The 24911-nt window shown below is 60.7% G+C and carries 24 protein-coding genes and 1 pseudogene; 11 read left to right on the forward strand and 14 right to left on the reverse strand.

The window, feature by feature from the left end; translation table 11 throughout:
- Position 1: 1 nt before the first annotated feature.
- Both U1A53_RS13400 and U1A53_RS13405 read right to left on the reverse strand, forming a co-directional pair.
- On the reverse strand, positions 2-2659 hold the full coding sequence (locus U1A53_RS13400; protein ID WP_322281631.1) for an SNF2-related protein: 2658 nt from the start codon (positions 2657-2659) through the stop codon (positions 2-4).
- Positions 2660-2730: 71 nt separating this feature from the next.
- Complete coding sequence (locus tag U1A53_RS13405; protein ID WP_322281633.1) at positions 2731-3093, reverse strand: SWIM zinc finger family protein; 363 nt, start codon at positions 3091-3093, stop codon at positions 2731-2733.
- A gap of 19 nt (positions 3094-3112) precedes the next feature.
- Between U1A53_RS13405 and U1A53_RS13410 the strand changes: the two genes are divergently transcribed.
- Together U1A53_RS13410 and U1A53_RS13415 are read left to right on the forward strand one after the other, a co-directional pair.
- Entirely contained in the window at positions 3113-3901 is a 789-nt protein-coding gene (locus tag U1A53_RS13410; protein ID WP_322281634.1) for a ParA family protein, read from the forward strand.
- Between the two features lie 18 nt (positions 3902-3919).
- On the forward strand, positions 3920-4975 hold the full coding sequence (locus U1A53_RS13415; RefSeq protein ID WP_322281636.1) for a PA0069 family radical SAM protein: 1056 nt from the start codon (positions 3920-3922) through the stop codon (positions 4973-4975).
- Between the two features lie 6 nt (positions 4976-4981).
- Here the strand turns inward: U1A53_RS13415 and U1A53_RS13420 are convergent, their stop codons facing one another.
- The 6 genes from U1A53_RS13420 to U1A53_RS13445 form a co-directional block, all read right to left on the reverse strand.
- Positions 4982-5830: an SMP-30/gluconolactonase/LRE family protein gene (locus U1A53_RS13420; protein ID WP_322281638.1), complete on the reverse strand. Its 849-nt coding sequence runs from the start codon at positions 5828-5830 to the stop codon at positions 4982-4984.
- Positions 5827-6483, reverse strand: a complete 657-nt coding sequence (tsaB, locus tag U1A53_RS13425; protein ID WP_322281639.1) for a tRNA (adenosine(37)-N6)-threonylcarbamoyltransferase complex dimerization subunit type 1 TsaB — start codon at positions 6481-6483, stop codon at positions 5827-5829. Before tsaB ends, U1A53_RS13420 begins: the two co-directional genes overlap by 4 nt.
- A complete protein-coding gene (gene tsaE / locus U1A53_RS13430; RefSeq protein ID WP_322281642.1) occupies positions 6480-6899 on the reverse strand; it encodes a tRNA (adenosine(37)-N6)-threonylcarbamoyltransferase complex ATPase subunit type 1 TsaE in 420 nt (139 codons plus the stop codon). Before tsaE ends, tsaB begins: the two co-directional genes overlap by 4 nt.
- Positions 6896-7801, reverse strand: coding sequence for a thiamine-phosphate kinase (locus U1A53_RS13435; RefSeq protein ID WP_322281644.1), 906 nt, complete (start codon positions 7799-7801; stop codon positions 6896-6898). The genes tsaE and U1A53_RS13435 overlap by 4 nt, the downstream gene beginning before the upstream one ends.
- A 100-nt stretch (positions 7802-7901) precedes the next feature.
- Positions 7902-8219 carry a hypothetical protein gene (locus U1A53_RS13440; RefSeq protein ID WP_322281646.1) on the reverse strand — a complete coding sequence of 106 codons (318 nt, stop codon included), beginning with the start codon at positions 8217-8219 and terminating at the stop codon, positions 7902-7904.
- A gap of 102 nt (positions 8220-8321) precedes the next feature.
- Complete coding sequence (locus U1A53_RS13445; RefSeq protein WP_322281647.1) at positions 8322-8936, reverse strand: superoxide dismutase; 615 nt, start codon at positions 8934-8936, stop codon at positions 8322-8324.
- Positions 8937-9058: 122 nt separating this feature from the next.
- On the opposite strand from U1A53_RS13445, the gene U1A53_RS13450 reads away from it, so the two are divergent.
- The 4 genes from U1A53_RS13450 (at position 9059) to U1A53_RS13465 (ending at position 13886) form a co-directional block, all read left to right on the forward strand.
- Positions 9059-9532, forward strand: a complete 474-nt coding sequence (locus U1A53_RS13450) for a hypothetical protein (protein ID WP_322281649.1) — start codon at positions 9059-9061, stop codon at positions 9530-9532.
- 47 nt (positions 9533-9579) lie between these two features.
- Positions 9580-11475, forward strand: coding sequence for an adenylate/guanylate cyclase domain-containing protein (locus U1A53_RS13455; RefSeq protein ID WP_322281651.1), 1896 nt, complete (start codon positions 9580-9582; stop codon positions 11473-11475).
- 9 nt (positions 11476-11484) lie between these two features.
- On the forward strand, positions 11485-13056 hold the full coding sequence (locus tag U1A53_RS13460) for an excinuclease ABC subunit UvrC (RefSeq protein WP_322281653.1): 1572 nt from the start codon (positions 11485-11487) through the stop codon (positions 13054-13056).
- A 170-nt stretch (positions 13057-13226) separates the two neighbouring features.
- Positions 13227-13886, forward strand: a complete 660-nt coding sequence (locus tag U1A53_RS13465; protein ID WP_322281654.1) for a DUF4126 domain-containing protein — start codon at positions 13227-13229, stop codon at positions 13884-13886.
- Here the strand turns inward: U1A53_RS13465 and U1A53_RS13470 are convergent.
- From U1A53_RS13470 to U1A53_RS13480, 3 genes are all read right to left on the reverse strand, one after another.
- Entirely contained in the window at positions 13850-14230 is a 381-nt protein-coding gene (locus tag U1A53_RS13470; RefSeq protein WP_322281655.1) for a DUF2237 domain-containing protein, read from the reverse strand. The genes U1A53_RS13465 and U1A53_RS13470 overlap by 37 nt on opposite strands.
- A gap of 10 nt (positions 14231-14240) precedes the next feature.
- Positions 14241-14567, reverse strand: a complete 327-nt coding sequence (locus U1A53_RS13475) for a hypothetical protein (protein WP_322281657.1) — start codon at positions 14565-14567, stop codon at positions 14241-14243.
- Positions 14568-14672: 105 nt separating this feature from the next.
- Entirely contained in the window at positions 14673-15899 is a 1227-nt protein-coding gene (locus U1A53_RS13480; protein ID WP_322281659.1) for a polysaccharide lyase 6 family protein, read from the reverse strand.
- A gap of 442 nt (positions 15900-16341) precedes the next feature.
- Between U1A53_RS13480 and U1A53_RS13485 the strand changes: the two genes are divergently transcribed.
- Complete coding sequence (locus tag U1A53_RS13485) at positions 16342-16674, forward strand: hypothetical protein (RefSeq protein ID WP_322281661.1); 333 nt, start codon at positions 16342-16344, stop codon at positions 16672-16674.
- A gap of 63 nt (positions 16675-16737) precedes the next feature.
- Here the strand turns inward: U1A53_RS13485 and U1A53_RS13490 are convergent.
- Positions 16738-16926 (reverse strand): annotated as a pseudogene (locus U1A53_RS13490) (altronate dehydratase); the annotation flags it as partial.
- A 59-nt stretch (positions 16927-16985) separates the two neighbouring features.
- Here U1A53_RS13490 and U1A53_RS13495 point away from each other — a divergent pair.
- On the forward strand, positions 16986-17999 hold the full coding sequence (locus tag U1A53_RS13495; RefSeq protein ID WP_322281665.1) for a hypothetical protein: 1014 nt from the start codon (positions 16986-16988) through the stop codon (positions 17997-17999).
- A gap of 62 nt (positions 18000-18061) precedes the next feature.
- Positions 18062-18580 (forward strand): hypothetical protein, encoded by a 519-nt coding sequence (locus tag U1A53_RS13500; protein WP_322281666.1) that lies wholly within the window; start codon positions 18062-18064, stop codon positions 18578-18580.
- Positions 18581-18637: 57 nt separating this feature from the next.
- Here U1A53_RS13500 and U1A53_RS13505 read toward each other — a convergent pair whose 3' ends face one another.
- Positions 18638-20287: an altronate dehydratase family protein gene (locus U1A53_RS13505; protein ID WP_322281668.1), complete on the reverse strand. Its 1650-nt coding sequence runs from the start codon at positions 20285-20287 to the stop codon at positions 18638-18640.
- 89 nt (positions 20288-20376) lie between these two features.
- On the opposite strand from U1A53_RS13505, the gene U1A53_RS13510 reads away from it, so the two are divergent.
- A complete protein-coding gene (locus U1A53_RS13510) occupies positions 20377-22131 on the forward strand; it encodes an ABC transporter ATP-binding protein/permease (RefSeq protein WP_322281670.1) in 1755 nt (584 codons plus the stop codon).
- A 141-nt stretch (positions 22132-22272) separates the two neighbouring features.
- Positions 22273-22755 carry a glycine cleavage system protein H gene (locus U1A53_RS13515; RefSeq protein ID WP_322281672.1) on the forward strand — a complete coding sequence of 161 codons (483 nt, stop codon included), beginning with the start codon at positions 22273-22275 and terminating at the stop codon, positions 22753-22755.
- A gap of 29 nt (positions 22756-22784) precedes the next feature.
- Here U1A53_RS13515 and U1A53_RS13520 read toward each other — a convergent pair whose 3' ends face one another.
- Positions 22785-24833 (reverse strand): hypothetical protein, encoded by a 2049-nt coding sequence (locus U1A53_RS13520; RefSeq protein WP_322281674.1) that lies wholly within the window; start codon positions 24831-24833, stop codon positions 22785-22787.
- Positions 24834-24911: the final 78 nt, after the last annotated feature.

Below are 24911 nucleotides of genomic sequence, written 5' to 3' on the forward strand. Positions count from 1 at the left end.
GCTACTGAATCAACTGCTCCAAATCCGTCTCGCTCAAACCTTCCATCATCGGGGCCTGATCATTCAGAGCGGCTTCCACTAGGCCGCGTTTCTGGGCCTGAAGTTTGAGGATGCGCTCCTCTACCGTGCCTCGAATCGCCAGGCGATAGGCGTTGACGACCTTCTGCTGGCCGATGCGGTGAGCACGGTCGATGGCTTGGGATTCGACGGCGGGATTCCACCACGGATCGGCCAGGATGACGTTGTCGGCGGCGGTCAGATTGAGGCCGTAGCCGCCGGCTTTGAGGCTGATGAGGAAGATGCGGCAGTTCGGGTCTTTCTGGAAGCGCTCCACTTGGGCCGAGCGGTCTTGGCTGCTGCCATCCAAGTAGGCATGGTCGAGTTTCTCCGCCCTCAAATGGTCACGCATGAGACGTAAGAACTGCACAAACTGGCTGAACACGAGTAGTTTACCGCCTGATTCGAGCGTGGACTCGATTTGACCGATGAGGGCAGGCCATTTGCCGGAAAGGTTCTCCTGTACCAGCCCCTTGAGCGCCTCGGGTTGGACGCCGGTGAGGCGCAGATCGCAGCAGACTTGGCGCAGGCGCAGCAGAACCGTGAACATGGTCATCTTGGCCCCGTTCTGGCCGGAACGGCGGCGGGCGGCTTTGATCTCCTCCCGGCCCTCCTCCAGAATCCTGCGGTAGAACTCGGTCTGGGCCGCGCTGGGAACACACCAGAGCACCTGCTCGATCTTCTCGGGCAGATCCTTGAGCACCTGCCGTTTCGTCCGACGCAGAAAGAACGGCTGAGTCAGCTTCTGAAGCCGCAGCGCGGCCGATTTGCCCGCCGGGAGGTCCAAACCGGACTGGATCGGGCTTTCAAAGCGCTCTTTGAAGGAACTCTGGTTCCCGAGGTAGCCCGGCAGTGCGAACTGGAAGATCGACCACAAATCCCGCACCCCGTTCTCCAGCGGTGTCCCCGTCAGGGCGATCCGACCATTCGATTTGATGCTGCGGAGCGTTTTGGCGGCGTCCGTGTCGGGATTGCGGATGAAGCTGGCCTCATCGAGCAGTAGCAGGCCGAATTGAATACTTTGGTAATGTTTAATATCTCTGATGATCAACTGATAAGATGTCAATATCACGTCATGAACGTTGATCGAGGCCAGGGCCTTTTCCCGGCCCGAACCCTGCACTTGGAGCAGCTTCAGGGTGGGTGCAAAGCGCTCAAACTCAGCCTGCCAGTTGCCGAGCAGCGACTTGGGGCAAACCACCAGCACCGGGCCGCTTTGTGCCCCTTTCCGCTGCTTCAGGAACAGCGCTAGCGCGATGCTCTGAACGGTTTTGCCGAGACCCATTTCATCAGCCAAGATGCCGCCCCTGCCTCGGAGGATGCGCGAAGTCATCCAGCACACGCCCTCCATTTGGTAAGGTCGCAGCAGGCCAGCAAGATCGCCGATTTCAGCCCTCACTTCGTCATTTGTAACGCTAAGATCGTTGCTATTTCCAGCGGCTTCATCGCCAAAATAGGCCGCATGCGCCCCATGAACCCGGGCACCATCGGGCGTCAGTTCCAGCGGGACATCGCGCAGCGACTCCTCCAGATCGTCCACAGCGGCGATGTCGAGAATGTAACGCTTTCCATTGGCCCCTTGAACCGAGCGTTGGCCGGATCGTACCAACCGCAGCACCTCGGCACGTGGCAGGCGGAAGCCGTCGGCCGATTCATAAGCCAGTTCCATGCTAAGCCAGTCCCCGCCGCCCGAGTGACCTCCCTGCGGCACAAACTTGGTTTTCGGGGCGATGCGCTGAATTCCCCGGGTCACGCCACGCCAACGCTCTCCTTCCAGAATCGTCGCTAGATCTCGCAACAGCGGCAGCTCGGAGGCATAGAGACGCAGAACGTTTTCGGTGCCTTGTAAACGCCAAATTTGTCCCTCCAGCGTGAAACCCAGCCCCTCCAAACGCCGCAAAAGACGGGATTCAGACTCTCTGTTCCACACGTAAAATAAAAACTCAGATAATTGATCCTGAATGGGGAAGATGGATGTTGTTGTATTCTGTTTGGTGCCTTCTGCCACCACCGGCCAGCGATGGGTGCCATACTTGGCGGTGACACGGGCTTCGACGCTCTGAAGAGAGCCGTCGAGCTGGATTTCGAACTCGCACGGTACCGGAGCGACATGGAATTTCTCCAGACCCTCGCCTCGCAGTTCCATCTGGAAGCACTCGCCCAAAGCCTCCCCCTGCTCTGCCAGCCAGCGCAGCGGACGCGTTACCGCTCCCCGGCTCAAATCACCCGCCAAGGCGGTCAGTTCGGGGCTGTCGGCCAGATGGCGGAACAGTGTGGCCGTTTCCTGGCAGAGCCACCAAGCACCCAGAACATGACGATGCTGGCTGCCTTCCAGTTTGAGCCGGACGTTTTGCGCATCGGCCGACTCGACCACCAGCGGCAGTCTTACCAACTCCGGGGCCACGTGGAGGGAGCGTTCTTTCCCGTTCGGCTTGCCCGCAAAAACCCGGGGATGCTCCGCCAGCGATTGAAGGAACACCTTCAACCCTTCACCCTTGAGCGAGATCGGCAGGCTCTGCGGTTCCTTGATCCCTTGCCCGGCCAGCCAAGCCGCAAACAGCGATGACTCCTCCTCACCTCCAGCCTCGAACTTCACAAACACGCCAAAAGGTTCCCGCGCCTGCCCCTGGAGCAAAGTTTCCGGCAGGTAGAGCGAGTAGCGCCCGGAGATCGTCAGCGGCTGGGGTATTGTAGTCCCGATCTCGCCACCGGTCTGCCGCCACCGCTTTGCTCCCGCACATGAGCTAGAGCCACCGCCAGCGCATGCTCGCACATCATGCCACTGCGTCGCGAATGCGGACAGGTGCAGAGATTCTCCACATCCGTCGCTGTGCGGATGCGCAGGCCGGTGGTGAACTTCATTTTGCCCGACCCCGCCGTGCCACGAATCATTCCATCACTCGTGCTCGTGACCGCCGCCAGACCAGCATCTACCAGCGAACGCGCGGCCTTCATGACCGCCCAGCCGCCGATCTCGCCGAGCCATTTCTCCGTGATCTCCATTTCGTGCTGGCGTGTCTCATGGTTTATCTGCAAAGTCCAATGACAAGTGCCTATGCGGATCGTTGCTATTTCCAATCAAAAGGGCGGAGTCGGTAAAACGACCACCGCTTTGAACCTCGCCGCATGCCTGACCCAACGTGGGGTGAGGGTTCTGCTGATCGATCTCGACCCCCAGGCCAACGCCACCAGCGGCCTCGGCCTGGCCCAAGAAGACGGCGGCAGCCTCTATTCGGCCCTCGTGGATGGCACCGACCCACGTCTCGCCATCCGCAGCACCCGACTGCCGAACCTTTCGATCATCCGTTCGCACCAGGAACTCGCCGGTTGCGAAATCGAACTCGCCCAGGCCGGCAACCACATGGCACGCCTGCGCGAGGTGCTCTCCCCCCTGCGTGACTCCGGCCACTTCGACTACGCCATTCTCGACACCCCGCCCTCCCTCGGCGTCCTCATGACGGGGGCACTGGCGGCGGCCGATGAGCTGATCGTGCCCATCCAGTGCGAGTACTTCGGGCTCGAAGGCCTCTCCAAGATCGTCAACGTCGTCCAGCAGATCCGTGACTGCGGGGCCAATCCCGAACTGCTGCTCGAAGGCATCGTCATGACCATGTTCGACAGCCGCGCGAACTTGGCGAACCAGGTCGTCAACGACGTGCGCAACTACTTCGCCGAAACCTGCTACCAGACCCTCATCCCGCGCACCGTGCGCCTCGGTGAGGCCCCCAGCTTCGGCAAAAGCATCATTGAATACGAACCCTCCGGCCGTGGAGCCCAAGCCTACCGGGCGCTGGCAGATGAATTCCTCGCCCGCCGCGCCGTGGCACAGCCAGTGGCAGCTTGAGGCAACCCCCACGGTGTCATGCAGACGCCTCCTTCCGGCATTCGTGGACGCGGCGCAGGCTTCAATCCTGACCAGCGCTTCGCCGAACTGCATGTGGACTACGATCCCGGCGAATCGCCGGAGAAGGTCGCAACGAAGTTCCTTCGCGATCACTCGTCCTCGATCATCTCGAAGAACAACAGCCCCGATCTCCCCTTCGAGGCCAGTTTGAATCCTTACCGTGGCTGCGAGCACGGCTGTGCCTACTGCTACGCCCGGCCCACGCACGAATACCTCGGCTTCTCCGCCGGGGTGGACTTCGAGTCCCGCATCATGGTCAAAGAGGACGCCCCTGCCCTGCTCCGCACTGAATTGCTCAAACCGTCCTACAAACCCGTCACCCTCTCCCTCAGCGGCGTCACGGACCCGTACCAGCCCATCGAGAAAAAACTGCGCATCACGCGTGGCTGCCTCGAAGTCCTGGCCGAAGCACGCCATCCCGTCGTGCTCATCACGAAAAACCACCTCATCACACGGGATGTCGACCTCCTCGCCGAACTCGCCCGCCATCATGCCACCGCCGTTTACATCTCCGTCACCACGCTCGATCCCGACCTCGCCCACAAGCTCGAACCCCGCGCCTCCGCGCCAAAGATGCGCCTGGAGGCCATCCGCATCTTGAACGAGGCCGGTGTGCCCGTCGGCGTCTCCACCGCGCCGATCATTCCCGGCCTGAACGACTCCGAAATCCCCGCCCTCATCGACGCCGCCCGCGCCGCCGGGGCGCAATTCGCCGGTTACACCGTTGTGCGCCTGCCCTTCGCTGTGAAGGACATCTTCCGCGCCTGGCTGGACCAACATTTCCCCGGCATGCGCGACAAAATCCTCAACCGCATCGAGGAGACGCAGGGCAAAACACTCTCCCACGGCGAATTCGGCAAGCGCCTCAAAGGCATCGGCATCTGGTCCGAGCAAATCGCCTCGCTCTTCCGCGTTTCCATTCAGCGCGCTGGCATGCTCCACCGCCGCCCGCAGGTGAATGCGGATGCCTTTCGGCGTCCACTCGATCCCGGCGGGCAGTTGGAGCTGTTTTGAGAACGATCAGCCACCAAAGGCCGATGCGGGAACACCTTGAGTACCTGGACGACAGACAAACAGACGTCCGGCCAGCGGTTCTTCAAGGCCGGGCTTCAAGCCCGTCGTGATGTAGAGATCACGCAAATCGGGGCCACCGAAGGCGCAGGCGGTCGTTTCGACGCAGGGAAAGTCGATCTGCATCTCGACCTTCTGCGAGGCGGGATTGAAACAGACCACCTTCGCGCCGTGGCAGAAGGCGATCCAGAGCCGGTCCTCGCTGTCGATGGTCATACCATCGGGCACTGACGCATCGACGCTGGTGTCCCACACCACACGCTCGTTGCTGATGACACCGGCCGCGTTGTCGAAGTCGAAGGCGCGCACCTTTCTGCTCGGCGTGTCGATGTAATACATCGTGCGCGTATCACGGCTCCAGATGATGCCGTTGGAGTTCGTCACCGGGGCAAATTTCTTTTCGACCCGCAGATCAGTGTGCAGGCAGTAGAGCGCGGCATCGGCACGCCTCTTCAAGCAGATCGTTCCGGCCCACAGACGGCCCGCCGGATCGCATTTACCGTCATTGAAGCGGTTGTCCGGCAGATCCGGCTCCGGGTTAGAGATGGGCGTGCTTTGACCGCTGGCTTCATCGAGAAAGAAGAACCCATCATCCCCTGCCCAAACGAGTCCGCCCTTCGCACGCGGCACCACCGTGCCGACACGCTGCCCGACATCCCAGATCTTTTCATCTCCCGTGTCCGGCTTGAAAGCGATGATCTTGTGCGTCTCGATATCGACATAGAGCAGACGGCCTTGATGCCAGATCGGGCCTTCGCCCCATTCGGAAACGTGGTTGGAGATGGGTTCGGGAGTCATGGTGATGGATGTTGGGATGTTAAAGCGGGACGCTTCGGCATCGTGATGAAGGCCTCGGCGAGGTAATGCGGAATCAGAGGTTGTTGAATGAGCGCGTCGAGCTCGGCTTGGCTCAACGACTGGATGATTCGAGCCAGACGAATTGCGCTAGGCTTGGCCGATCGAATATCCGTCAATGCCAAGGGCGGTTTGGGATCGAACGTGAGCCACGTTTGGCCGTCAGCCGTCCGCTCGCGGGCAGTTTCGGCAGACACGGTTTCGAGATCGGGCAGCAGCCGGCCATTATCGACTCGTGCGAGGTAAAAGCTCTGACGGCGGGCATCGCCAATGATCGGATAACTGTTTGGGGCCTCAATGTCCGGTGCCGTGAGCGACGACCAGCCGACGCACCACACATTTCGCGACAACGCGATGCCTTGCGCGGCGGCAATGGCGATGCGCACGCCGGTGTAAGAGCCGGGGCCGTTGCCAATGACGATGCCAGTTAGCTCATCACCTGCTGCGGCCAAGGCGTCGCGTAGAGGCGCGAAGACCTGCGCGTTGTGAGAGCGTTCGGATTGGAACGAGGAACGAAACAGTACGTCATCGCCCCGCACGACGGCGATGCTGCCGTGGGCGGTGGAAAGGTCGAGGGCGAGGAGGGTTCGGGTCATTTCGCGAGCGGCCCTTCCGTGACATGCCGCGAGCCATCCGGCAAGGATTCGATGTGAAACCAGCGCGTGCTGGACGGCATCAAATCGGGGAACATGTCGGCCCACTCGACGATGATGACGCCGGGTTCGGTCAAAAACTCGTCCCAGCCGATGCCGATGACCTCGACGGCACTTTCCATGCGGTAGAAGTCGAAATGGAAGACCGGCAGGCGGCCGTCGAGGTATTCGTGGACGAGAGTGAAGGTGGGGCTGGTCACAGCGGCCTTCGATTCCATGCCAGCGACAATGCCGCGCGTGATCTGCGTCTTTCCAGCGCCGAGATTCCCGCACAGCGCGATGACATCGCCCGCCGACAGTGTCGGCGCGAGTTGCATGCCCCAGGCGTGGGCGTCATCAGCAGTCGTGAGAGTGATCATGCGTCAGCACTGAGTGCAAAATGATCCCATCCCGTGCTCTCAAAGTCCGGCGGGCGGCCTTGGCCGGGAGGGACGAGTTTGCCGATGATGGTGAGGGGAAGCTTCGGGAAGGCTTCACGCCATTTCGGCAGGAGAGATTTCACGCTGCGGGGATTCACGGCGAGAAGGAGTTCGTAGTCTTCGCCGTCGCCCCAGGCTTGATCGAAAGTGCAGCCGGGATTGCACGGGAGAGATGCGACGTTGACTTGATAATGAGTACCGCTGGCGAGGGCGAGGCGCGGCAGGTCTTTGGCAAGGCCGTCGCTGATGTCCATCATCGCATGCGGATGCGCGTTTTCGGAGAGCCAGCGGCCGGCTTCGAGGCGTGGCTCGAATTTGAGGTGCTTGCCTTTGATGGAGCCACCGAGACGACCGGTGACGAGCAGGACATCGCCCGCCTTGCCCTCGCTGCGGGAAAGCCAGCGCTTCGACGGCACGGTGCCGCTCATGGAAATGGACAGCATGAGCACGAGGCCGCGCGAGGTCTCGCCGCCGACGATGTTGATGCCGTACTGCTTCGAAATGGCGCGCATGCCACGATAGATCTCAGTGAGGAACTCCACCTCCATGCTTGGTGGGGCCACCAAGGTGATCATGGCATGTCTGGGCGTGCCGCCCATGGCCGCGAAATCACTCACCACACGTGCGATGGCTTTGCGCCCGATGAGTTTCGGCGGCGTTTCGAGCGTGAAATGCACGTCCTGCACAAGCGCGTCGGTTTTGAGCAGCGTGTGCTCGTTTTTCGTACTGCGGACGACGGCGCAATCATCACCGGCTCCGGCGATGACATCGCGGTCGAGCTTCACGCCGCGCATGAGTTTGCGGATGAGTTTGTCTTCTCCGATGTCGGCTAAAGTGGGCATTGGTGGGAACTGAACTGGTAAAATAATGGCGGGTAAAATGATGTCAGAAGGGTTTCGATTCAGATCATCATTCTACCCGTCATTATTTTACCAGAATCCTTCATCGCTTCACCACCACGTTCTGCCCGTCGAAGTGCAGCATGCGGTTCTTCAGACCACGCATGGCCTGTTTTGGAATGTAAACTTCCACATCGCCGATTTGATGGCGGTGTTCGGTCGGAGCCTGCCAGCCGCTGATCCACATGAGCTGCCACCACTCCTGGCCGCTGAGATCCCCCTGGCCGCAACGAACATAATCGAGGTGCAAAACGTCACCTTGATGACCAAGACGCTCAATGTTGTGCTTCGACTCCAGATAGTCCGCGAAGGCCTGAGAATAGATCAGGCCGCTGCGGAGACGATGGAGGACGAGAGCCAAGGGAATGCAGAGTGTCGAATGTCGAATGATTCAAAGACAAAGCGCGGGACGGGGTGGCCGTTCCGCGCTTTGGGGAGTGACTGCGAGAGTCAACGGAGCGGATCAGCCGAGAGCCTTGGCGTAGTTCGCGGCGACGGCGGTCCAGTTCACGGCGTTCCACCAGGCGGCGATGTAATCGGGGCGCTTGTTCTGATACTTGAGGTAGTAGGCGTGCTCCCAGACATCGCAGCCGAGGATCGGCGTGCCGGAGGCGTCCATGAGCGGGTTGTCCTGGTTCGGCGTGGAGGTGATGGCGAGCTTGCCGTCTTTGACGACGAGCCAGGCCCAGCCGGAGCCGAAGCGGGTCACACCAGCTTTGGCGAAAGCTTCTTTGAAAGCATCAAAGCTGCCGAAGGTGGCGGTGATCGCGTCACCGAGAGCGCCAGTGGGGGCGCCACCCGCGTTCGGACCCATGATGTTCCAGAACAGCGTGTGGTTGAAGTGACCGCCGCCGTTGTTGCGCACCGGACCTTGGATGTCGGCAGGCACTTTAGAGATGTTTTTGCACAGGTCTTCAATAGACAGCGCCTCAAGGTCGGCCTTGCCGGCGATAGCGTTGTTCAAATTAGTCACGTAGGCATTGTGATGCTTGCCGTGATGGATCTCCATGGTCTGCTGGTCGATGTGGGGTTCCAGTGCGTTGGAGGGATAAGGCAGGGGGGCGAGGGTGTGGGCCATGGCGTTGGGGTGGGTTGAGGTTCTTGGGTAAGTATCGCGGATATGAACGGGGGCAAGTGGGAGAATGCCCCATGACGAACGAAAAACTGAGCGGTTTGGATGCGTTCGTGAGATAGAACCCCATGAACCTCCCCCAACCGCTTCGAATCAGTTTTGCCTGCCTGTTTATTTTCGTTCTGTCTTCCTGCAGCGGCGATTTCCGCAAAGCTTGGAAGCGAGACATCTGCCCTGCGCCGCCTCCAGCCAACGGTGTGGCTGGCAAATGGGAAGGCACCTGGCTTAGCACGGCGAACGGTCATCACGGCAAGCTGCGCTGTGTCGTTTCCGGGGCGCTTGAGACGGGCAAGTTGTACGCTAAGGGCGATCACGAGTTCTTTTACCAAGCCACTTGGAAGTCCATTCTCAGTGGCAGCTACAAGGCTGTCCACAATGTGCAAAAGAAAGGCGATGGCCATGTCTTCAAAGGTGAACACAAGATGCCGGACTGGGCGGGCGGCTTGTATCACTACGAAGGCACGATCAAGGGTGATGATTTCAACGCCCTCTACAAGAGCGCGATGGATCGCGGCACGTTCACGATGAAACGCGTTCGCTGAGCAACCATCCGGCTCGACGCGGGGTTCATGCCACCGTGACATCCCCCATGAAGTGGTTCTCCAGTTTTCGCGCCAAGCTCATCTTCACCGTGTTTCCCGTCGTCGCGGGCATCACCATCGCCACGCTCGTGCTGGCGGAGTGGAAATTCACAGCCGCGTATCGTCGGCTCTTCGCGGAGCAGTTTGAATCGCAGATCAGCACCTTCAGCGCGGCCAAAAAGAAGCGCACCGAGGCCTTGTCCGAGCAACTCGCGCGGCTGGCACAGCAGCCAGAAATCGTCGCAGCCATCACGAAACAGGATTACGCCGCCGCCGCGCAGATTCTGCGGCCGCAGCTCGAAGCGCTGGGGACAGACCGGCTGCAAAGCGAGTTTCCAGCAGCGGGCGGACGCGGGGGCGTCAAAGAACGTGACCGTGCCGATGCCGGACGCGCGATGGCGCGGCTGATGCCCGCGCAGATGCCTTACATCGCCATCATCGACCCGGCGGGCAACTTTGTGGCCGCGCCCAAGAAAAACGCGCCGCCGGGCCGCAACCTGATGCCCCCGCTGCCAAAAGAGAGTGCCACCAGCGCGGAGTTCCGTCGCAAATCCGGCAGGCTGCAATGGCTGGGCGAGCGGAAGCTCGAAGACATCCTCAAGGAGCAGGAGGTCGGCTACTTGCGCGTCGAGTTCGGCGAGGACAGCCGCACGGAGCAGGTGCGCGAGGTCTTCATCACCCCGCTACGTGATCCGCAGAGTGGGAAGTTTATGGGAGCCATGCTGTTTGGCCTGCCGCTGCAGGTTTTGGCCGAACGGGTGCTCTATGAGCAGACGAAGCGCTCGGAGTTTGGCGAAATCATGAGCGGTGTGTGGGTGGAGGAGGCGCTGGTGAGCACCACCATTCCGAAAAATGAGCGGGAGGAGGTCGCCCGCCACATCGCGGAGTCGATTCATCGTTCAGGGCGGGCGCAGCGGGAAATGTCCATGCCGATCAATGGCGTGCGGCACCAGATCTTTTACCGCGTGCTCAATCCCGACTCGCCCTTCCCGCTGGCGGCGCAGGTGAATCTCTACCCGCTCGACGCGATGGACCGTGAACTGGCCGAGCTGCGGCGTGATGTGGGCGGCCTGGGCATTGTGGCGCTCATGATTGCCCTGCTGGTCGTGCTTTACATCTCACGCGGACTCTCCGGGCCGATCCGTGACATCGTCAGCGGCACGCACCAGATCGAGCTGGGCAACTTTGACGTGCGCGTGCCGGTACGCAGGCAGGATGAGTTGGGCAAACTCGCCGCGTCCTTCAATGAAATGGCCACCGGTCTCGCGCTTCAGGAGAAATACCGCAGCGTGCTCAACGCCGTGGCGGATCGCACCGTGGCGGCGCAGTTGATCGAGCAGAGCAGCGGCCTTGGCGGCGAGATCCGGCATGTGTCGATGTTGTTCTGTGACATCCGTGGCTTCACGGCCATCACCGAGAACATGGAGCCTGCCGACGTGATCGAACTGCTGAACGAGCACATGACCGCTTTGACCGATGTGGCCTACAAGCACGGCGGCATCGTCGATAAATTCGTGGGCGATCTGATCATGGTGCTGTTTGGCGCTCCCGTCAGCACGGGGGCCGATGCCCTGAGCGCCGTGCAATGCGCGCTGAGCATGCTGCAAGTGCGTCGTCATTTGAATCAGACTTCGAAGCACTCGTTGGAGGTCGGCATCGGTCTTGCCACCGGTTCGGTGGTGGCGGGCTGCATGGGATCGGATCAGCGCTTGAGCTACACGGTGCTCGGTCATCGCGTGAATCTGGCCTCGCGGCTGTGCAGCATCGCGCAAGCGGGGGAGATCGTGATGGACGCGGAGACATATGCGGAAGCTCGGGAGTTGATTCAGGCGGAACCGATGCCACCGATGCAGTTGAAAGGCATCTCCGAAGCGGTTCATCCGTGGCGGGTGGTGGCCACGTAACCCTCCTGCATGCCCGATTCACGCCAGAAACCTGATCTCCTCGTCAAACTCCGCGATGTGCCGCACACGCCGGGCGTGTACATCATGCGCGACCGGCTGAACAACGTGATCTACGTCGGCAAGGCGCGTGATCTGCGCAAACGTCTCGCGAACTACTTCACGCCCGCCCGTTCCCAGCTTGCCGACCGCAAAACGCGGGCACTCATCACCAGCATCTGGGATTTTGACCTCCAGCATGTGCGCAACGACACCGAGGCGCTGGTGCTCGAAAGCAAGCTCATCAAGGAGTTTCGTCCGCGCTACAACGTCAGCTTTCGCGATGACAAACGTTACTTCCTTGTGCGCGTTCACATGGGCGATGCCATGCCCCGGCTGTCCACCACCCGGCTTAAGAAGGAGGATGGTGCCCGTTACTTCGGCCCCTTTCCGCACGGCATGGCTCTGCGCACGACGCTCAACTGGCTGAACAAAAAATTTGGCCTGCGCGTCTGCCGCCCGCTGAAGCCCGGCGAGGCCGACTACAAGCACTGCTCCAACGACATCATCAAAAACTGCTCCGCGCCGTGCATCCTCCGCATTTCGCAGGAAGACTACAAAAAGCGCGTCGAGCAGGCCTGTGAGTTCCTCGACGGTCGCTCCAAAGGCCTCGTCACCGCATTGGAAGAAGAGATGCAGCAGGCCGCAGCACGGTTCGATTTCGAAAAAGCCGCCGAATTGCGCGACATGGTCGATGATTTTAAAAAGACGCTCATTCCTTCACGCACCTTCGAGCGTGGCGCGCGTGCGCGAGTGGTCAGCAGCATCGACCCGATGGCCGATGTGAGTGAACTGCAAGAGCTGCTGCATCTGGAGCGCCCGCCGCTCGTCATGGAGTGCTTTGACATCGCCAACATCGGCACCGCGCATTGCGTGGCCAGCATGGTGCGCTTCAAGAACGGCGTTCCGGACAACTCCAACTACCGGCGCTATCGGATCAAATCGGTCAGCGGGCAGAACGACTTCGTCAGCATGGCGGAGGTCATTCGACGGCGCTTCTCGCGCATTTTACTCGAAGGCCGTGCCGCAGCCGGAGATGCGGCCGAGTTCTCACAAGAAGCTCCCGCTGAGGCGATGCAGCGGCTCGCAGCGAATCCGAAATTCGTGACGCTGCCTGATCTCGTCATCGTCGATGGCGGCAAAGGCCAGCTCGGCGTCGCTGTGGCAGAGTTGCAGCGGCTCGGGTTGCATGAGTTGCCGATCATCGGCCTCGCGAAGGAGCACGAGGAGGTCTATCGGCCCGGAGAAAGCCATCCGGTCATCATTCCGCACGAGCGCGGCGCTTTGAAGCTGCTGCAACGCATCCGCGACGAGGCTCATCGCTGGGCGAACGGCTACCATCAGCTCCTGCTGGGCCGTCGTGTGGCTGAAAGCATTCTGGATGACTGCCCCGGTGTCAGCAAGGCACGCAAGGCGGCGTTGCTGAAGGCCTTCGGCTCTGTCACGCGGCTACGCAAAGCCAGCGAAGAGGAGATTGCCGCTGTGCCGGGCATCAGCAAAGCTCTCGCGCGTCAGGTGCTGGAGTTTTTGGCGAGTCGTGGGTGATTGACGCGGTGCGCGGCAAGGTAGGGCGCTTTGTCCTCAAAGCGTCGTGGTCTGTGGCATGTCAGAAGTGACGGCGGCGGGCTAGGGACAGCCCGCCCTACCCGATATATTCCAAAATCCCGCCAAACTTGTTCATCGACCGCCGGGGCGACTTATGGTATAGGCCGATCATGCAAATCCTCGAACAGCTTGGCCTCGGGCTCGGACTGGCATCGCTCGCAGGCTTGAATCTTTACCTCACGGTGTTTCTCACCGGCCTGCTGGTGCGCTTTGACGCGCTGCATCTGGCCGAGAAATTCCAATCCATTGAAGTGCTGGGGCATGACTGGGTGCTCATCGCTGCCGGTGTGATGTATGCCATCGAGTTCGTCGCGGACAAGGTGCCGTGGATCGACTCGCTTTGGGACAGCGTTCACACGCTCATCCGGCCGATCGGTGGCACGATCCTGGCCATGCAGGCTTTGGGAGAAATGCCCGCGCATGTTGAAGTCGTGGCCGCATTGCTCGCTGGCGGCGCTGCTTTGACGACGCACAGCGCCAAGGCAGGCACACGTCTGCTGGCGAATCATTCGCCGGAACCAGCCTCAAACATCGCGCTGAGCATCACCGAGGACATCGTGGTAGCCGCGGGCACCTTGATCATGGTGTTGAAGCCCATCGTCGCGCTGTGTCTGTTCACCGTCGTGCTCATCACACTCTGGCTGGTGCTGCCGCGCATGTTCCGCGTCATCCGCCGTTCATTTGAAATCATTCGCGACAAGCTGCGCACTCTGTTTGGGCGCAACGCGCCGGATTACTCGGTGACGCCACCCGGATCATCGAGGGCGTGAGCCTTCAGATCGTCGAGATCGACCCATTCGAGGGCGGACTCGTGACAGGCGGACAGGCAGACGGGCGGAGCCACTCCGGCATCGAGGGCTTCCTTCCAGCGCGTGACGCAGAGGCACCAGCGGTCGCCGGGTTCCAGGCCGGGAAAGTCCCATTCAGGGGCGGGAGTGCTCAGATCATTGCCGCGTGCGGCCGAGAAGCGCAGAAAGTCGGCAGTGGCTTCGATGCAGACGGTGTGCAGGCCCACATCACCGGGACCGGTGCGGCAATAGCCATCGCGATAGAACCCAGTCATGGGTTTGCGGCAGCAGCAGGTGAGCGGAGTTCCGAGGACGTTGGTGCGCATGGAAATATGATCAAAACACGACCGGCACTGAGAACTTGATGCGGCTCACGGTGCTGTTCTGGAGTTCTTGTCCTTTGGATGCGTCGAGTCCAACACCAAAGATGTTTAGAACCTTGATTCCACCCGCAATCTTGTCGGTTGTTGCCTCTGTAGTTGTGACAGCGATATCAAAGTCGATCTTGTCCAATGGACTGTTTCCAGGTCCGCGGGGTTCGCTCGATTTCTCGGCAGCATAGCGCGTTGGAGGAGCTACAGCTCTGTGCTTCTCCCTAGCAGTCTTAATGCCTTCAAAAATCTGGTCGATGCTTACGGCTACAAAGTCTTTTAGATCCATCATAAGCCGAACCTGTACTCCCACCCGCCTTTGACAAGCTCTTTCCCGGCCAAGCGAATGCACACGGTAGTGAATGCTGACAAGGTCCTCATGAATATCGTTCCAGCATCACTTCCACCACCCCGGGCCGACCGGCTCCGGTGCGGGCAGTTTGAAATCCACCGACAGTTCCTTGCCGGTCTCATTGTCCTTCATCGTCACGCCATCGACCGCGCACTTGATTTCAAAGGCCTCGCCTTTGCTCGTTTGGATGTGATTGCCGGTGATCTCGCTCTCCAGCGGCGGCAGCGTGGCTTTCTTCTCGCCCTGCATGCCGATGAGAATGTTGTGCGCGCAATTGATAAAGGTGTTGTTCGTCACCTTGGCGCGTTTGACTTGGAAGTAGCCGTTGGGCACCGAATCGGGGATGCCGAGCATGAAGCACATCGCACTGCGCTCGTTGTCGCCGGTCAGGCCGTCGAAGAGATTGCCGGTGACGAGGTGATCCTCGCCGATGATGCGCACGCCGCCGCTGCCCTTGGCCTTGTCACCGAGGAAGACGTTGCCGTGGACGACGCACTTGTTCCCATGACGCAACGTCAGCGTGCCGGAGACCCCTTTGAAGGTGTTGAAGCGATAGATGTTGCCGCAGGACTTGTTGGAGATGCATTCGGCCTCGCCATCGCACTTCTCGAACAGGTTGTGCTCCACCACGCAGGCGGCCGTTTGCATGGAGGTCTTGCTGTCGCCGAGGCGGATCGTCTCCCCGCCGTTGCGGCCGAGTTTCTGCCGCGGGCCGAAGTGATTGTGATCAATGTGATGTTTGCCGTGACCCGTGACCTCGGTCGAGAGCCAGACGACCACCGTGGTGCCCTGCGTCGTCTTGCCCTGGATGAAGCAGTGGTCGAGGCGATTGCGCGCGCCGTAGATCGACACAAACCGCGCCGAGGCTCCCGGTGCGGCCTGCAACTCATTCGTCACCGCGCAGTTCGTGATCCGGCAGTCGTTGGCGAGTTCATCCGAGTCGATGCGCAACTCAATGGCTTCCTCTCCCGTCGGATTCTGAAACCACAGCCCGTCCACCACGATGTGCGCCCCGGCCAGCGAGAGGCGCGAGTCGCCCGTGAACATCACCTTCCCCGGCGTCTGCGCCTTGATCGTCACCGGCTTCTCCGCCGTGCCTTCCGCATGAATCTTGAGTCGCGCATCGGCCCACGTTCCGTCTTGGAGGATCAGTGTGTCACCCGCAGCAACGGCTTTGGCGGCATCGGCAAACGCGGCAGCGTCAGCGACGGGGATGTCTTTGGCCGCTGTGGACGTGAGAACTGCGAAGGCGAAGAACAGGGGCTTATGCATCAATTCATCAGAAATCAGCATGAGCTTGTCGGCAAGAGACTTCTTTTAATCGTTCAAAATGTCGTTGGATGAAGTTATCTGGATCATCCGTTCGACAGTTTTGTTTCTGCCTAGATAGTTGGGCCGAGGAAATGATTTTTGCAGCCATCAATTACATTCAATACCGATGCGGTAAGGGGCCTTATCGAGACGATTTGATCAAAGCCCAAGGGGGCGGCTCGCAATGGCGGGAAACTTTCCTCGTTATCGAGAGTGGGATGCGGGACGTCTATTCTTCCTGCATGGAGTGGGTTCCTGGCAGAGTTGGGCAGTAATGTATTATACGTCATCAATCTGGAGTCACGTTGGCAGCTTTACAGAGGATGGGAGGATCATACATGCGACAACTGGTGGGGTTATAGAACACGACTTTTCCGACCTCTTCGACGGACGAAGTTACATCATGATCAACGTGTTTAGTGAGATGCCATCTGCCGAAATTAAGGCGGAAATCACCAGCACGATGCGAAGTCAATTGGGTTCGGGCTTCAATTGGGCTGGAGTCTTCAGATTTTGGTTGGCGATCGTCACTGGTGCTCATGCTGATTACAGACTCAAGCATTCGTTGGATCTGGGAGTGTTGGCCGGCTGCTTTGCATCTCTGGGGTTCTTGTTTCCTGCGATTTCATATTTTAGCCTCACGGGCTATGCGATCTACGGAACCTTGGTTCTCATCAACATTCCTCGGCGTCAGGCAATGCGTGCAATTCTACGCGGACAGACGAAAATTCCGTGACGATCTGATGTTGCCAATCATCTCTCGACAATATTTCTCTGATCGGAGTTCAATTTGTAGCTCTCACAGCGACACGCCCCGCTTCCACGGCAGGAAGTCATCCTGCCCCAACACGACGGCTTTCGGCGTGTAGTCGCCGCTGGCGATGACAAGGTCGAGCATTTCCTCGCCCATCTGCTCGACGGTCTTCGCGCCGGTGATGATGGGGCTGGTGTTGAAGTCGATGAGGTCAGGCATGCGGCGGGCGCGGATCATGCGCTCGCAAATACCACTCGAACTCACCTCAACTCTGACTATGGATATTCCCAGCCATGAAGACTTTTCCTTCGCTTCGATTCTGGCAAATCTCCGCGGCGTTGATCGCGCTGTTCGTCTCAAGTTTCGCCACCGCACAAACACCGGCCAAGCTCGATCCGCCGGTGAAGCCGACGGTGAGCGGCAAGTTCACCGGCAACGGGAAGAACGCGGCGATCCAGTTTGTGCTGGTTGAGGAAGAAGAGGCCTTCAACGGGAAGGCAGCAGTCAAACTGATCTTCACGGAGAAGAATCCTGCGACGGCGAAGAAGCCTTCGTTCGATGCGGTGTTTGGCAAGCTCGGCAGCGCGCTGCGACTGAGCGTGCATCATGACGGAGGTATTTTCGGCTGCCAGGTGGCCCACAGCGCGCACGAGAAACAGGGGTTCACCTCGCTCGGGAGCATCAAGATGGAGGAGTTCAAGATCGCGGGTGGGAACGTGACCGGTCGCGTGAGCACGGGCGGGGAGCTCGACACGTTTGGCGAAAAGTGGGAGGTGGACCTGACCTTTGCCGCGCCCTTGCCGGAGAAGCTGCGCAATGCGCCTGCGGCGGCGCCCAAGCCGACCGCGAGTGAACCGGACGAACCGATGAAGAAGGAAGCCAAGCCCGCAGCTGGGCCGCTCATCGCCGCGCGGAAGCTGCCGCTGCCGAAGGATGCGACCGATGTCGAATACAAGGAGATCGTGAAGCAGATCCAGTTTTCCTGCGCGCGGCCGGTCGAGGCGGTGGCGAAGGAGTTTTCGGCGAGTCTGAAACAGCAGGGCTGGAAGGACGGTGCCGGGAGTTTGATGGGGAAGACAAATGCGATTCTCAAGCGCAAACAGGGCGAAGCGGAACTGACGATCATGATTCAGCCAGCAGCGGCGGGCAGTGTGGTGAAGATTTTTACCGAAGGCCTCGATTGGAGCAGTGGCGGCGATGCGCCGCCTGCCACCCCAAAGAAAACCACGGGCGACGCCCCAGGTGATGACATCGAGGCGCAAGTGCAGAAGGCGCTCAAGGACGCACTGAAGGGGCTGCCCAAGTAGCCGCGGCGTGCCGGTTGCAATCCACGCGTTGCAGGCAGAGTCGCTGAGCAAAACGAAGAACGATGTTAGCCGCCCATCTCTCCACCACGATCGACGAGAAGATCTTGCCACTCGAACTGGTTCGCGTCGGACGTGTTCCTGCGGGCTTGGCGACGCCCGATTGTCATGTGGCGGTGTCAGACGCTGGTGGTCCCATCTTCCGAGTCGATGTTCACGCTTCCAGACCGGCTTGCTTTGCCTTCCAGGAGGCAATCCTCTGGCGCGACATCCTGCTTATCGGCTTTGGCGAAGAAGTTCACGCAGTCTCCCTCTCCGATCGATCCGCGCACACGCTCGAGTTGGGGGCTTATTTTGGTCACTTCTACCCGACCGCTGACTATCTGCTGATCGCGTCAGGCGAGCGCCTGTTCCGGATGGAGCCGGATCGTTCGATTCGCTGGAAGAGCGAGCCGGTCGGCATGGACGGTGTGGTCGTTGATGAAGCAGGCCCCACTGTTGTCCGCGGCGAGGGTGAATGGGATCCTCCGGGAGGATGGCGGCCGTTTGCCATCTCCGCTGTTGATGGCAGCCCCGTCCATTAAGCACCGATGGTGAATATCAAGCTCAGCCAATAGCCAGAACTTGACCATTAGCATGCTTCACAATGACACGCCCCGCTTCCACGGCAGGAAGTCGTCCTGGCCTAATGCGACGGCTTTCGGCGTGTAGTCGCCGCTGGCGGTGGCGATGACGAGTTCGAGCATGTCTTCGCCCATTTGCTCGACGGTCTTCGCGCCAGTGATGATGGGTCCGGTGTCGAAGTCGATGAGGTCGGGCATGCGGCGGGCGAGGTCGCTGTTGGTGGCAATTTTGAGCGTGGGGCAGACGGGATTGCCGGTGGGGGTGCCGAGGCCGGTGGTGAAGAGCATCATGTTGCAGCCGCCACCGGCGAGGGCGGTGGTGCTTTCGACGTCGTTGCCGGGGGTGCAGTAGAGCGTGAGGCCGCCGTGCTGGCGGATGGGCTCGGCATAGTCGAGAACATCGACGATGGGACTGGTACCGCCTTTTTTGGCCGCACCAGCGGATTTGATGCCGTCGGTGATGAGGCCGTCGCGGATGTTGCCGGGGCTGGGGTTGGCATCAAAGCCGGAACCGCAGGCCTGGGCCGCACCTTCATAGGCGCGCATGAGGTGGACGAATTTGTCGGCGAGGTCGGCGGTGACGCAGCGGTCGCTGAGACTCTGCTCGACACCGCAGAGTTCGGGGAACTCGCTCAACACGGGCGCACCGCCGAGCGCGGCGAGGAGATCGGCAGTGTGGCCGATGGCGGGATTGGCGGAGATGCCGGAGAAGCCGTCGCTGCCGCCGCATTCGACGGCCATGATGAGATTGCTGAGGGCGCAGGGCTCACGCGTCTGCTCATTGGCGGTGGCGAGGCCGAGGAAGGTGTCGCGGATGGCGTTGGCCATCATGTCGCGTTCGGATTTGCTCTTCTGCTGCTCGTAGATGAGCAGGGGCTTGTCGAACTGCGGATAGAGCGTGGCGAGTTCGTTTTCCAAGAGGCTGACCTGCGCGTGCTGGCAGCCGAGGCTGAGGATGGTGGCTCCGGCGACGTTGGAGTGGTTGATGTAACCGGCGAGTAGTCGGCACAGGGCCTGCGCATCCTGTCGCGTGCCGCCGCAGCCGAGGCCGTGCTCCAGAAACTTCACGCCGTCGATGTTCTTGAAGACGCGGGCAGTGGCGGCGGAAGTCTCTGCTTCGAGCATGGCGGCCTCGATTTGCGCCTTGGATGCGCCTTCGCGCTGCATCTGCACGAGGCGATGCGCGAACTGCTCATAGGGCGAGGTTTTGCCGTAGCCGAGGCTGCGGGTGAGCGCCTCGCGCATGAAGGCGAGGTTGCGGTTCTCGCAGAAGACGAGCGGGATGACGATCCAGAAGTTCGCGGTGCCAGCAGGGCCGTGGGAGCGCTTGAAGCCGTTAAAGGTGCGGTTCTGCCACTTCGAGACATCGGGCGGCGTCCAAGTGTAGTCGCGCTGCTTGCCGCTGAAGGCAGACGTGGCGTGGACGACGTTGTGCGTGTGAATGAGAGCGCCCGTCGCGATGGGCTGCGTGGCTTTGCCAACCGTGACGCCATACATGGTGACGAGATCGCCCACAGCGAAGTCATGCGCGGCGAATTTCTGCTTGGCGGGGATTTTTTCGCGCAGCGTCCAGGTGGTGCCGTTCAATGAGAGCGCCGCGCCAGCGTCGAGATCGTGCAGGGCGACGATGGCGTCGTCGGAGGGGTGGACTTGGAGGATGGAGGCCATGAGAATGGAGAAATAAAGCAGGGACGAGGCATGGGAAGCCTGAATTTTGAACTTTGCTCTTTCTACCAGACCAGCTTAGATCGTCTTTTATGCTCGAAATCAACAATCTCTCGTACGTTGTCCCCGGCAAGAACAAGGAACCCCTCCGGGTGCTGGAGCAGGTCAGCTTCATGGCACCGGGCGGGCATGTGCTGGCGGTGATCGGGCCGTCTGGCAGCGGCAAGACCTCGCTGCTGCGCATCCTGGCCGGTTTGACCGATCCCGAGGCCGGCGAGGTGACCCTGCGCGGGCGTGATCTGATCAAACAACCGTTGTATCCGAACCAGCTCGGCTGGGTGCCTGCGGGGGACGACAGCCTGATCGAGCATCTCACCGTGCGCGAAAACCTCATCAGCGCGGCCCTGCTGCGCGGTGCCGGACGCACGAAGGACGAGATGATCTCCCGCGTGTCGCACGTGCTGGTGACAGTGGGGCTGGAAAACATCGCCACGGAGCGCACCTCGGCGCTGGCGCTGCCGCAACGGCGGCGGCTGAAGCTCGGCCTCGCGCTGGTGGCGGACCCGGCGATCGTGCTGTGCGATGATTTCACCGTGGGACTGGATGTGCGCAGCGAGCGCGAGTTTGAAGCGCTGCTCAAACTGGTGGCCAGCGACCGCCCCGACCGCATCGTGGTCCATGCGACGGACTCTCTGGCGAATCTGGCGGCATATGACACGGTGGTGGTGATGCATGAAGGCTACGTGGCCTTCCATGGACCAGCCCGGGCAGTGCCGCACTATTTCACGGTGCCGACGTATGACGAAGTCTATGCGCGCCTGGCGAAACGCCCGGCCCAACGCTGGGGCGACTCCTGGATGAAACATCGCGACGCGTATTACGCGGCCTTCAAGCTCGGTGGCGGCGCTGAGAATCTCTCCGCCGCCGAGGAGGATCCTGGCGATGAGGATCGCACGATCGTCATGAAGCAACGTGGCGAGGTGGAAGAGGAGAAGAAGCCCGCCGAAGTCGAGGTGCGGCCGATCATTCCGCTTCCGGGCATGTTCACCCAGGCGCAGCATCTGGTGCGCCGCCGCTGGTCGCTGCTACGGCGGACGCCGCGGGAGTGGATCATGCACGCGGCGCTGCTGGTGGGCGCGCCGGCCATTGCCGCCCTGCTGCTGCTGCCGAATCTGAAACTGCTCAAGGACATGCGCGGTGGTGCCGTGAATGCCGAGGTGGTCTGGCCTGCGTCTTACACGATCTCGATGATCGTGCTGGTCCAGGTGCTGCTGGTGATGTTCATGGCGGTGCGGCTCGGGGCGCGGGAAATCGCCGCGCGGCGTGCGATCTACGAGCGCGAGCGTGTCGGTGGCGTGTCACCCTCCGCGTGGCTGCTGGGCTCGCTGCTTTTCATGCTGCCGATCATTCTGGTGCAGAGCATCTGGATGGAAATGTTTCTCGACATCATCACGGGCGGGCTGCCGGGCGCAGGCCTGGCCAAGCTGCTGCTGCCAGCGCTGTCAGGCGCGGCATTTGCCGCCCTCTGCCTGGGCATCTCGGCCAACTCCGGCTCCGCCGAACGGGCTCACAGTGTCTCGCTCACGCTGCTGAGCGCGAATGTGCTGTTCTGCGGGGCGCTGCTCGGCTTTCCGCAAACGCTCGGCCATGTGGTGCATCCCTTCATCACAGCGCACTACGGCTGGTCCGGCATCATCCACTCGATGCAAAACACGCCTTACTTCGGCTTCATCGACCACTTCGTGAAGACGTGGTTCGCCACGCCGAATCTGGCGATGATCATGCTCGGCGTGCATTTCGTCGTCGGCGTGGTGCTGACGTTCGTGGGATTGCGCCGTCGCGGCTGACGCCGGTCAAGATGGCTGAGCCGTCAAGAGGTCAAGGTGGTCAAGAGTTGTACCTGCGAACATTCGAACGCCCGAGACTTGACCACGCCTTGACCGTTGACCTCTTGACCCATCTGAAGCTCTCTTTCTTCCTCTCATCTCATGCCGCTGAATTTCGTCCGCTTCAAACACGCCCGGTTCTCCGCCCGCTTCCCCGACACCTTCCGCTACTCACGCTCGCACTACTGGATGGCTCCGGTGGAGGGTGAATCGAATCTGTGGCGCGTCGGCTTCACCAAATTCGCCACCCGCATGCTCGGTGAACTGGTCGATTGCGAATGGAAGTCCGCTGAAGGCGGCCCTGTGGCCCCCGGCGACAACATCGGCTGGGTCGAAGGCTTCAAAGCCGCGTCGGATGTCTATTGTGTGATGAATGGTGCCTTTGCCGGCGGCAATCCTGAACTCAAGGTCGATGCCTGCATCGTCCGCAGTGATCCCTATGAGCAAGGCTGGCTCTACAGTGTGCGCGGTGATCCAGAGCCCGAAAGCATGGATGTGAACGGCTACATTGACCTCCTCAGCGGCACGATTCAGCGCATGGCTGAAGAAGGACATGGGGAAGAGGAAATGACGAATGACGAATGACGATGCTGATCTGGTTCTGTCATTCGTCATTATTTTCCCGTCACATTCTTCAGCGCCGCGAGTCCCTGCAGCACACGCACCTTCCCGCTGCGAGCACGCTGGGCGATGTTCTCGAAGTGATCAAGGTAGGGCACCTTCTCCTTGTCCTGGTCCTTGCCGATGAAGATGACGAAATTGATCTGCGGCTTGGGCTTGCCCTTCTGCTGGTAGTAGAGGCGGATGGCGTTCTTCACCTGGTCTTCGCGCATGTCGGCGGTGATCTGCTTGTTGAAGTCCGGCGGCCCACGCGGTGGGACCAGTCCCATGTCGCGCCAGACTTCGCCGATGTTCACGATCACGCGCTGTGGAATGCCCTTGGCCTTGCGGGCGGCGTTTTCCTTCGCCAGCCAGTCCTGGCCTTTCTTGACAGCCGCCTGCCAGGCCAGCGCATCTTTTTCGGTCCAGCGCAGGCGCTTGAGCTCCTTCTCACGCTCCTCCTTCGTCATGTCGCTGGGGATGACCATGCTGCGGTAGCCGCTGGCGATGATGAAGACCGCGTCCACATCTGACTCCAGCGCATACTGGATGGCCCGCAGGTAGCCGGAAAGATGGCGTGCCTCCACCGGCTGCACCTCGCTGCTCACCGTTTGAATCGGGTAGCCGATCGGCCGGATGCCCAGCTTTTCAAACTCACGGTTCACCGGATAGAGCCACTCCCTGATCTTGTCCTTGTTCGCTGTCGTGGCGGGAATGAGTTTTTCAGAGTAGGCCGAAACACCGCCGCCCTCATACAAGATCACGTTGAAATGCGTTTCGAGGCCCAGCTTGCCGATCATGCCGGCGATCTCGTTCTTCACGATCTCATAGGCCGGGTAACCTCCGCGCGGATCGGTCAGCATGTAACGCTCCACGTCGATCAGGAAGGCCACGCGCCGGCCCTGCGACTTGATGCCGAAGAAATTCACGGCGGAGGTGCCCTTGGGCGAAAACGGCATCGCAAAGCTCGCGCCGAGGTCCGTGGTGGCGATCTCCATCACCTGCGGTCCTTCGGACTTCGATTCAAAATCCGGCAGCGAAATGGAGGAAATGCCCGCCGCAGTGATCGCACGCGTCGGAGCGGACGCGACCGCTGTTGAAGTCGGCATTGCGGATGGAATGACCTGCTTCGTCTGCGGCTGTTCCTGATCGGCTTCAGGCGCCACGATGCCCACCAACTCCGCCACCGGCGGCTCCGGCACGATCACCACCAGCAGGCCGAGCAGCAAAATCAACGCCACATGCACCACCAGTGCCACGGTGATCGCCGAGGCCTTCTGCACGACGTGGCTGTTGCGACGTGGGGCGATCAGCACCGCTCCGTCGCTCACAGGCTTGTCGTCCATCGGAAGGGCGGGCGGGGCTTCTGCCGTGGTCTCCTTCTTCAAATCCTCCTTCTTCGCCGACACCACAGGCGCTTCTTCCGCCGTCTTTTCCATCACCACCGCAGCGAGCATGGGTGCCTCTTCCTCCTCTTCGATGACTGGTGCGACCTTCACCGCCATCACGGGTGCAGGCGGTGGTTCCTCATCTGCCACCGCCAGCACAGGCTGCTCTTCCTCCTCCTCGAAAACCACTGCCGAAGCTTCCTCGGTCAATGGAATGGAAGCTGCCACAGGCTCGGCACGATCTGATTCTGCGGCAGTGGTGGCTTCCAGTGGCAGCCCCTCGGAGGTCAGCCAGCCCAGCAGGGCCGTTTCACGTGCGCAACGCGCCGGATCAAGCATGGACGCCACCACCGTGAAGCGATGCGCCTCCTCCGGCTCGCTACGGTGCTGGTGAATGCGTGCCCGCACCAGCGCCGCCTCCACATTGAACTCGTCCTGTGCCAAAGCGCGATCAGTGAAGCGCATGGCCAGCTTGGAATCGAGCTGCATCACCAGTTTGGCCGCCCGCAGCACCGAATCAACATCCGGGGGCTCCTTCGGCGCGGTGGAAATCAGCACCGCCGCCTGCTGGCCGCTGCCATCACCCACCAGCGCCTCCGCCAGTTCGAGACGGACGCCCCAGTCCGCCGGAGTACGGCGCAGTTGGGCGCGAAGCTGGTCCAAGTTGGCAGACATAAGGGTGATTTCAGCGTAAAGACAACGGCCAAGGCAAGACTAATCTTTGAAGAGCGCTCAAGTTGTCTTCGCATCCAA

The organism is Prosthecobacter sp. (assembly GCF_034366625.1).
Taxonomy (GTDB): Bacteria; Verrucomicrobiota; Verrucomicrobiia; order Verrucomicrobiales; family Verrucomicrobiaceae; genus Prosthecobacter.

Bases quoted from the DNA above. Each gene is read 5' to 3' on its own strand.
- U1A53_RS13480 (WP_322281659.1), bottom strand. From the start codon at position 15,899: ATGCATAAGCCCCTGTTCTTCGCCTTCGCAGTTCTCACGTCCACAGCG.
- U1A53_RS13455 (WP_322281651.1), top strand. From the start codon at position 9,580: ATGAAGTGGTTCTCCAGTTTTCGCGCCAAGCTCATCTTCACCGTGTTT.
- U1A53_RS13510 (WP_322281670.1), top strand. From the start codon at position 20,377: ATGCTCGAAATCAACAATCTCTCGTACGTTGTCCCCGGCAAGAACAAG.
- U1A53_RS13450 (WP_322281649.1), top strand. From the start codon at position 9,059: ATGAACCTCCCCCAACCGCTTCGAATCAGTTTTGCCTGCCTGTTTATT.
- U1A53_RS13470 (WP_322281655.1), bottom strand. From the start codon at position 14,230: ATGCGCACCAACGTCCTCGGAACTCCGCTCACCTGCTGCTGCCGCAAA.
- tsaB (WP_322281639.1), bottom strand. From the start codon at position 6,483: ATGACCCGAACCCTCCTCGCCCTCGACCTTTCCACCGCCCACGGCAGC.
- U1A53_RS13475 (WP_322281657.1), bottom strand. From the start codon at position 14,567: ATGATGGATCTAAAAGACTTTGTAGCCGTAAGCATCGACCAGATTTTT.
- U1A53_RS13415 (WP_322281636.1), top strand. From the start codon at position 3,920: ATGCAGACGCCTCCTTCCGGCATTCGTGGACGCGGCGCAGGCTTCAAT.
- U1A53_RS13520 (WP_322281674.1), bottom strand. From the start codon at position 24,833: ATGTCTGCCAACTTGGACCAGCTTCGCGCCCAACTGCGCCGTACTCCG.
- U1A53_RS13460 (WP_322281653.1), top strand. From the start codon at position 11,485: ATGCCCGATTCACGCCAGAAACCTGATCTCCTCGTCAAACTCCGCGAT.
- U1A53_RS13420 (WP_322281638.1), bottom strand. From the start codon at position 5,830: ATGACTCCCGAACCCATCTCCAACCACGTTTCCGAATGGGGCGAAGGC.
- U1A53_RS13515 (WP_322281672.1), top strand. From the start codon at position 22,273: ATGCCGCTGAATTTCGTCCGCTTCAAACACGCCCGGTTCTCCGCCCGC.
- U1A53_RS13505 (WP_322281668.1), bottom strand. From the start codon at position 20,287: ATGGCCTCCATCCTCCAAGTCCACCCCTCCGACGACGCCATCGTCGCC.
- U1A53_RS13485 (WP_322281661.1), top strand. From the start codon at position 16,342: ATGATCAACGTGTTTAGTGAGATGCCATCTGCCGAAATTAAGGCGGAA.
- U1A53_RS13435 (WP_322281644.1), bottom strand. From the start codon at position 7,801: ATGCCCACTTTAGCCGACATCGGAGAAGACAAACTCATCCGCAAACTC.
- U1A53_RS13500 (WP_322281666.1), top strand. From the start codon at position 18,062: ATGTTAGCCGCCCATCTCTCCACCACGATCGACGAGAAGATCTTGCCA.
- U1A53_RS13465 (WP_322281654.1), top strand. From the start codon at position 13,227: ATGCAAATCCTCGAACAGCTTGGCCTCGGGCTCGGACTGGCATCGCTC.
- tsaE (WP_322281642.1), bottom strand. From the start codon at position 6,899: ATGATCACTCTCACGACTGCTGATGACGCCCACGCCTGGGGCATGCAA.
- U1A53_RS13495 (WP_322281665.1), top strand. From the start codon at position 16,986: ATGAAGACTTTTCCTTCGCTTCGATTCTGGCAAATCTCCGCGGCGTTG.
- U1A53_RS13410 (WP_322281634.1), top strand. From the start codon at position 3,113: ATGCGGATCGTTGCTATTTCCAATCAAAAGGGCGGAGTCGGTAAAACG.
- U1A53_RS13445 (WP_322281647.1), bottom strand. From the start codon at position 8,936: ATGGCCCACACCCTCGCCCCCCTGCCTTATCCCTCCAACGCACTGGAA.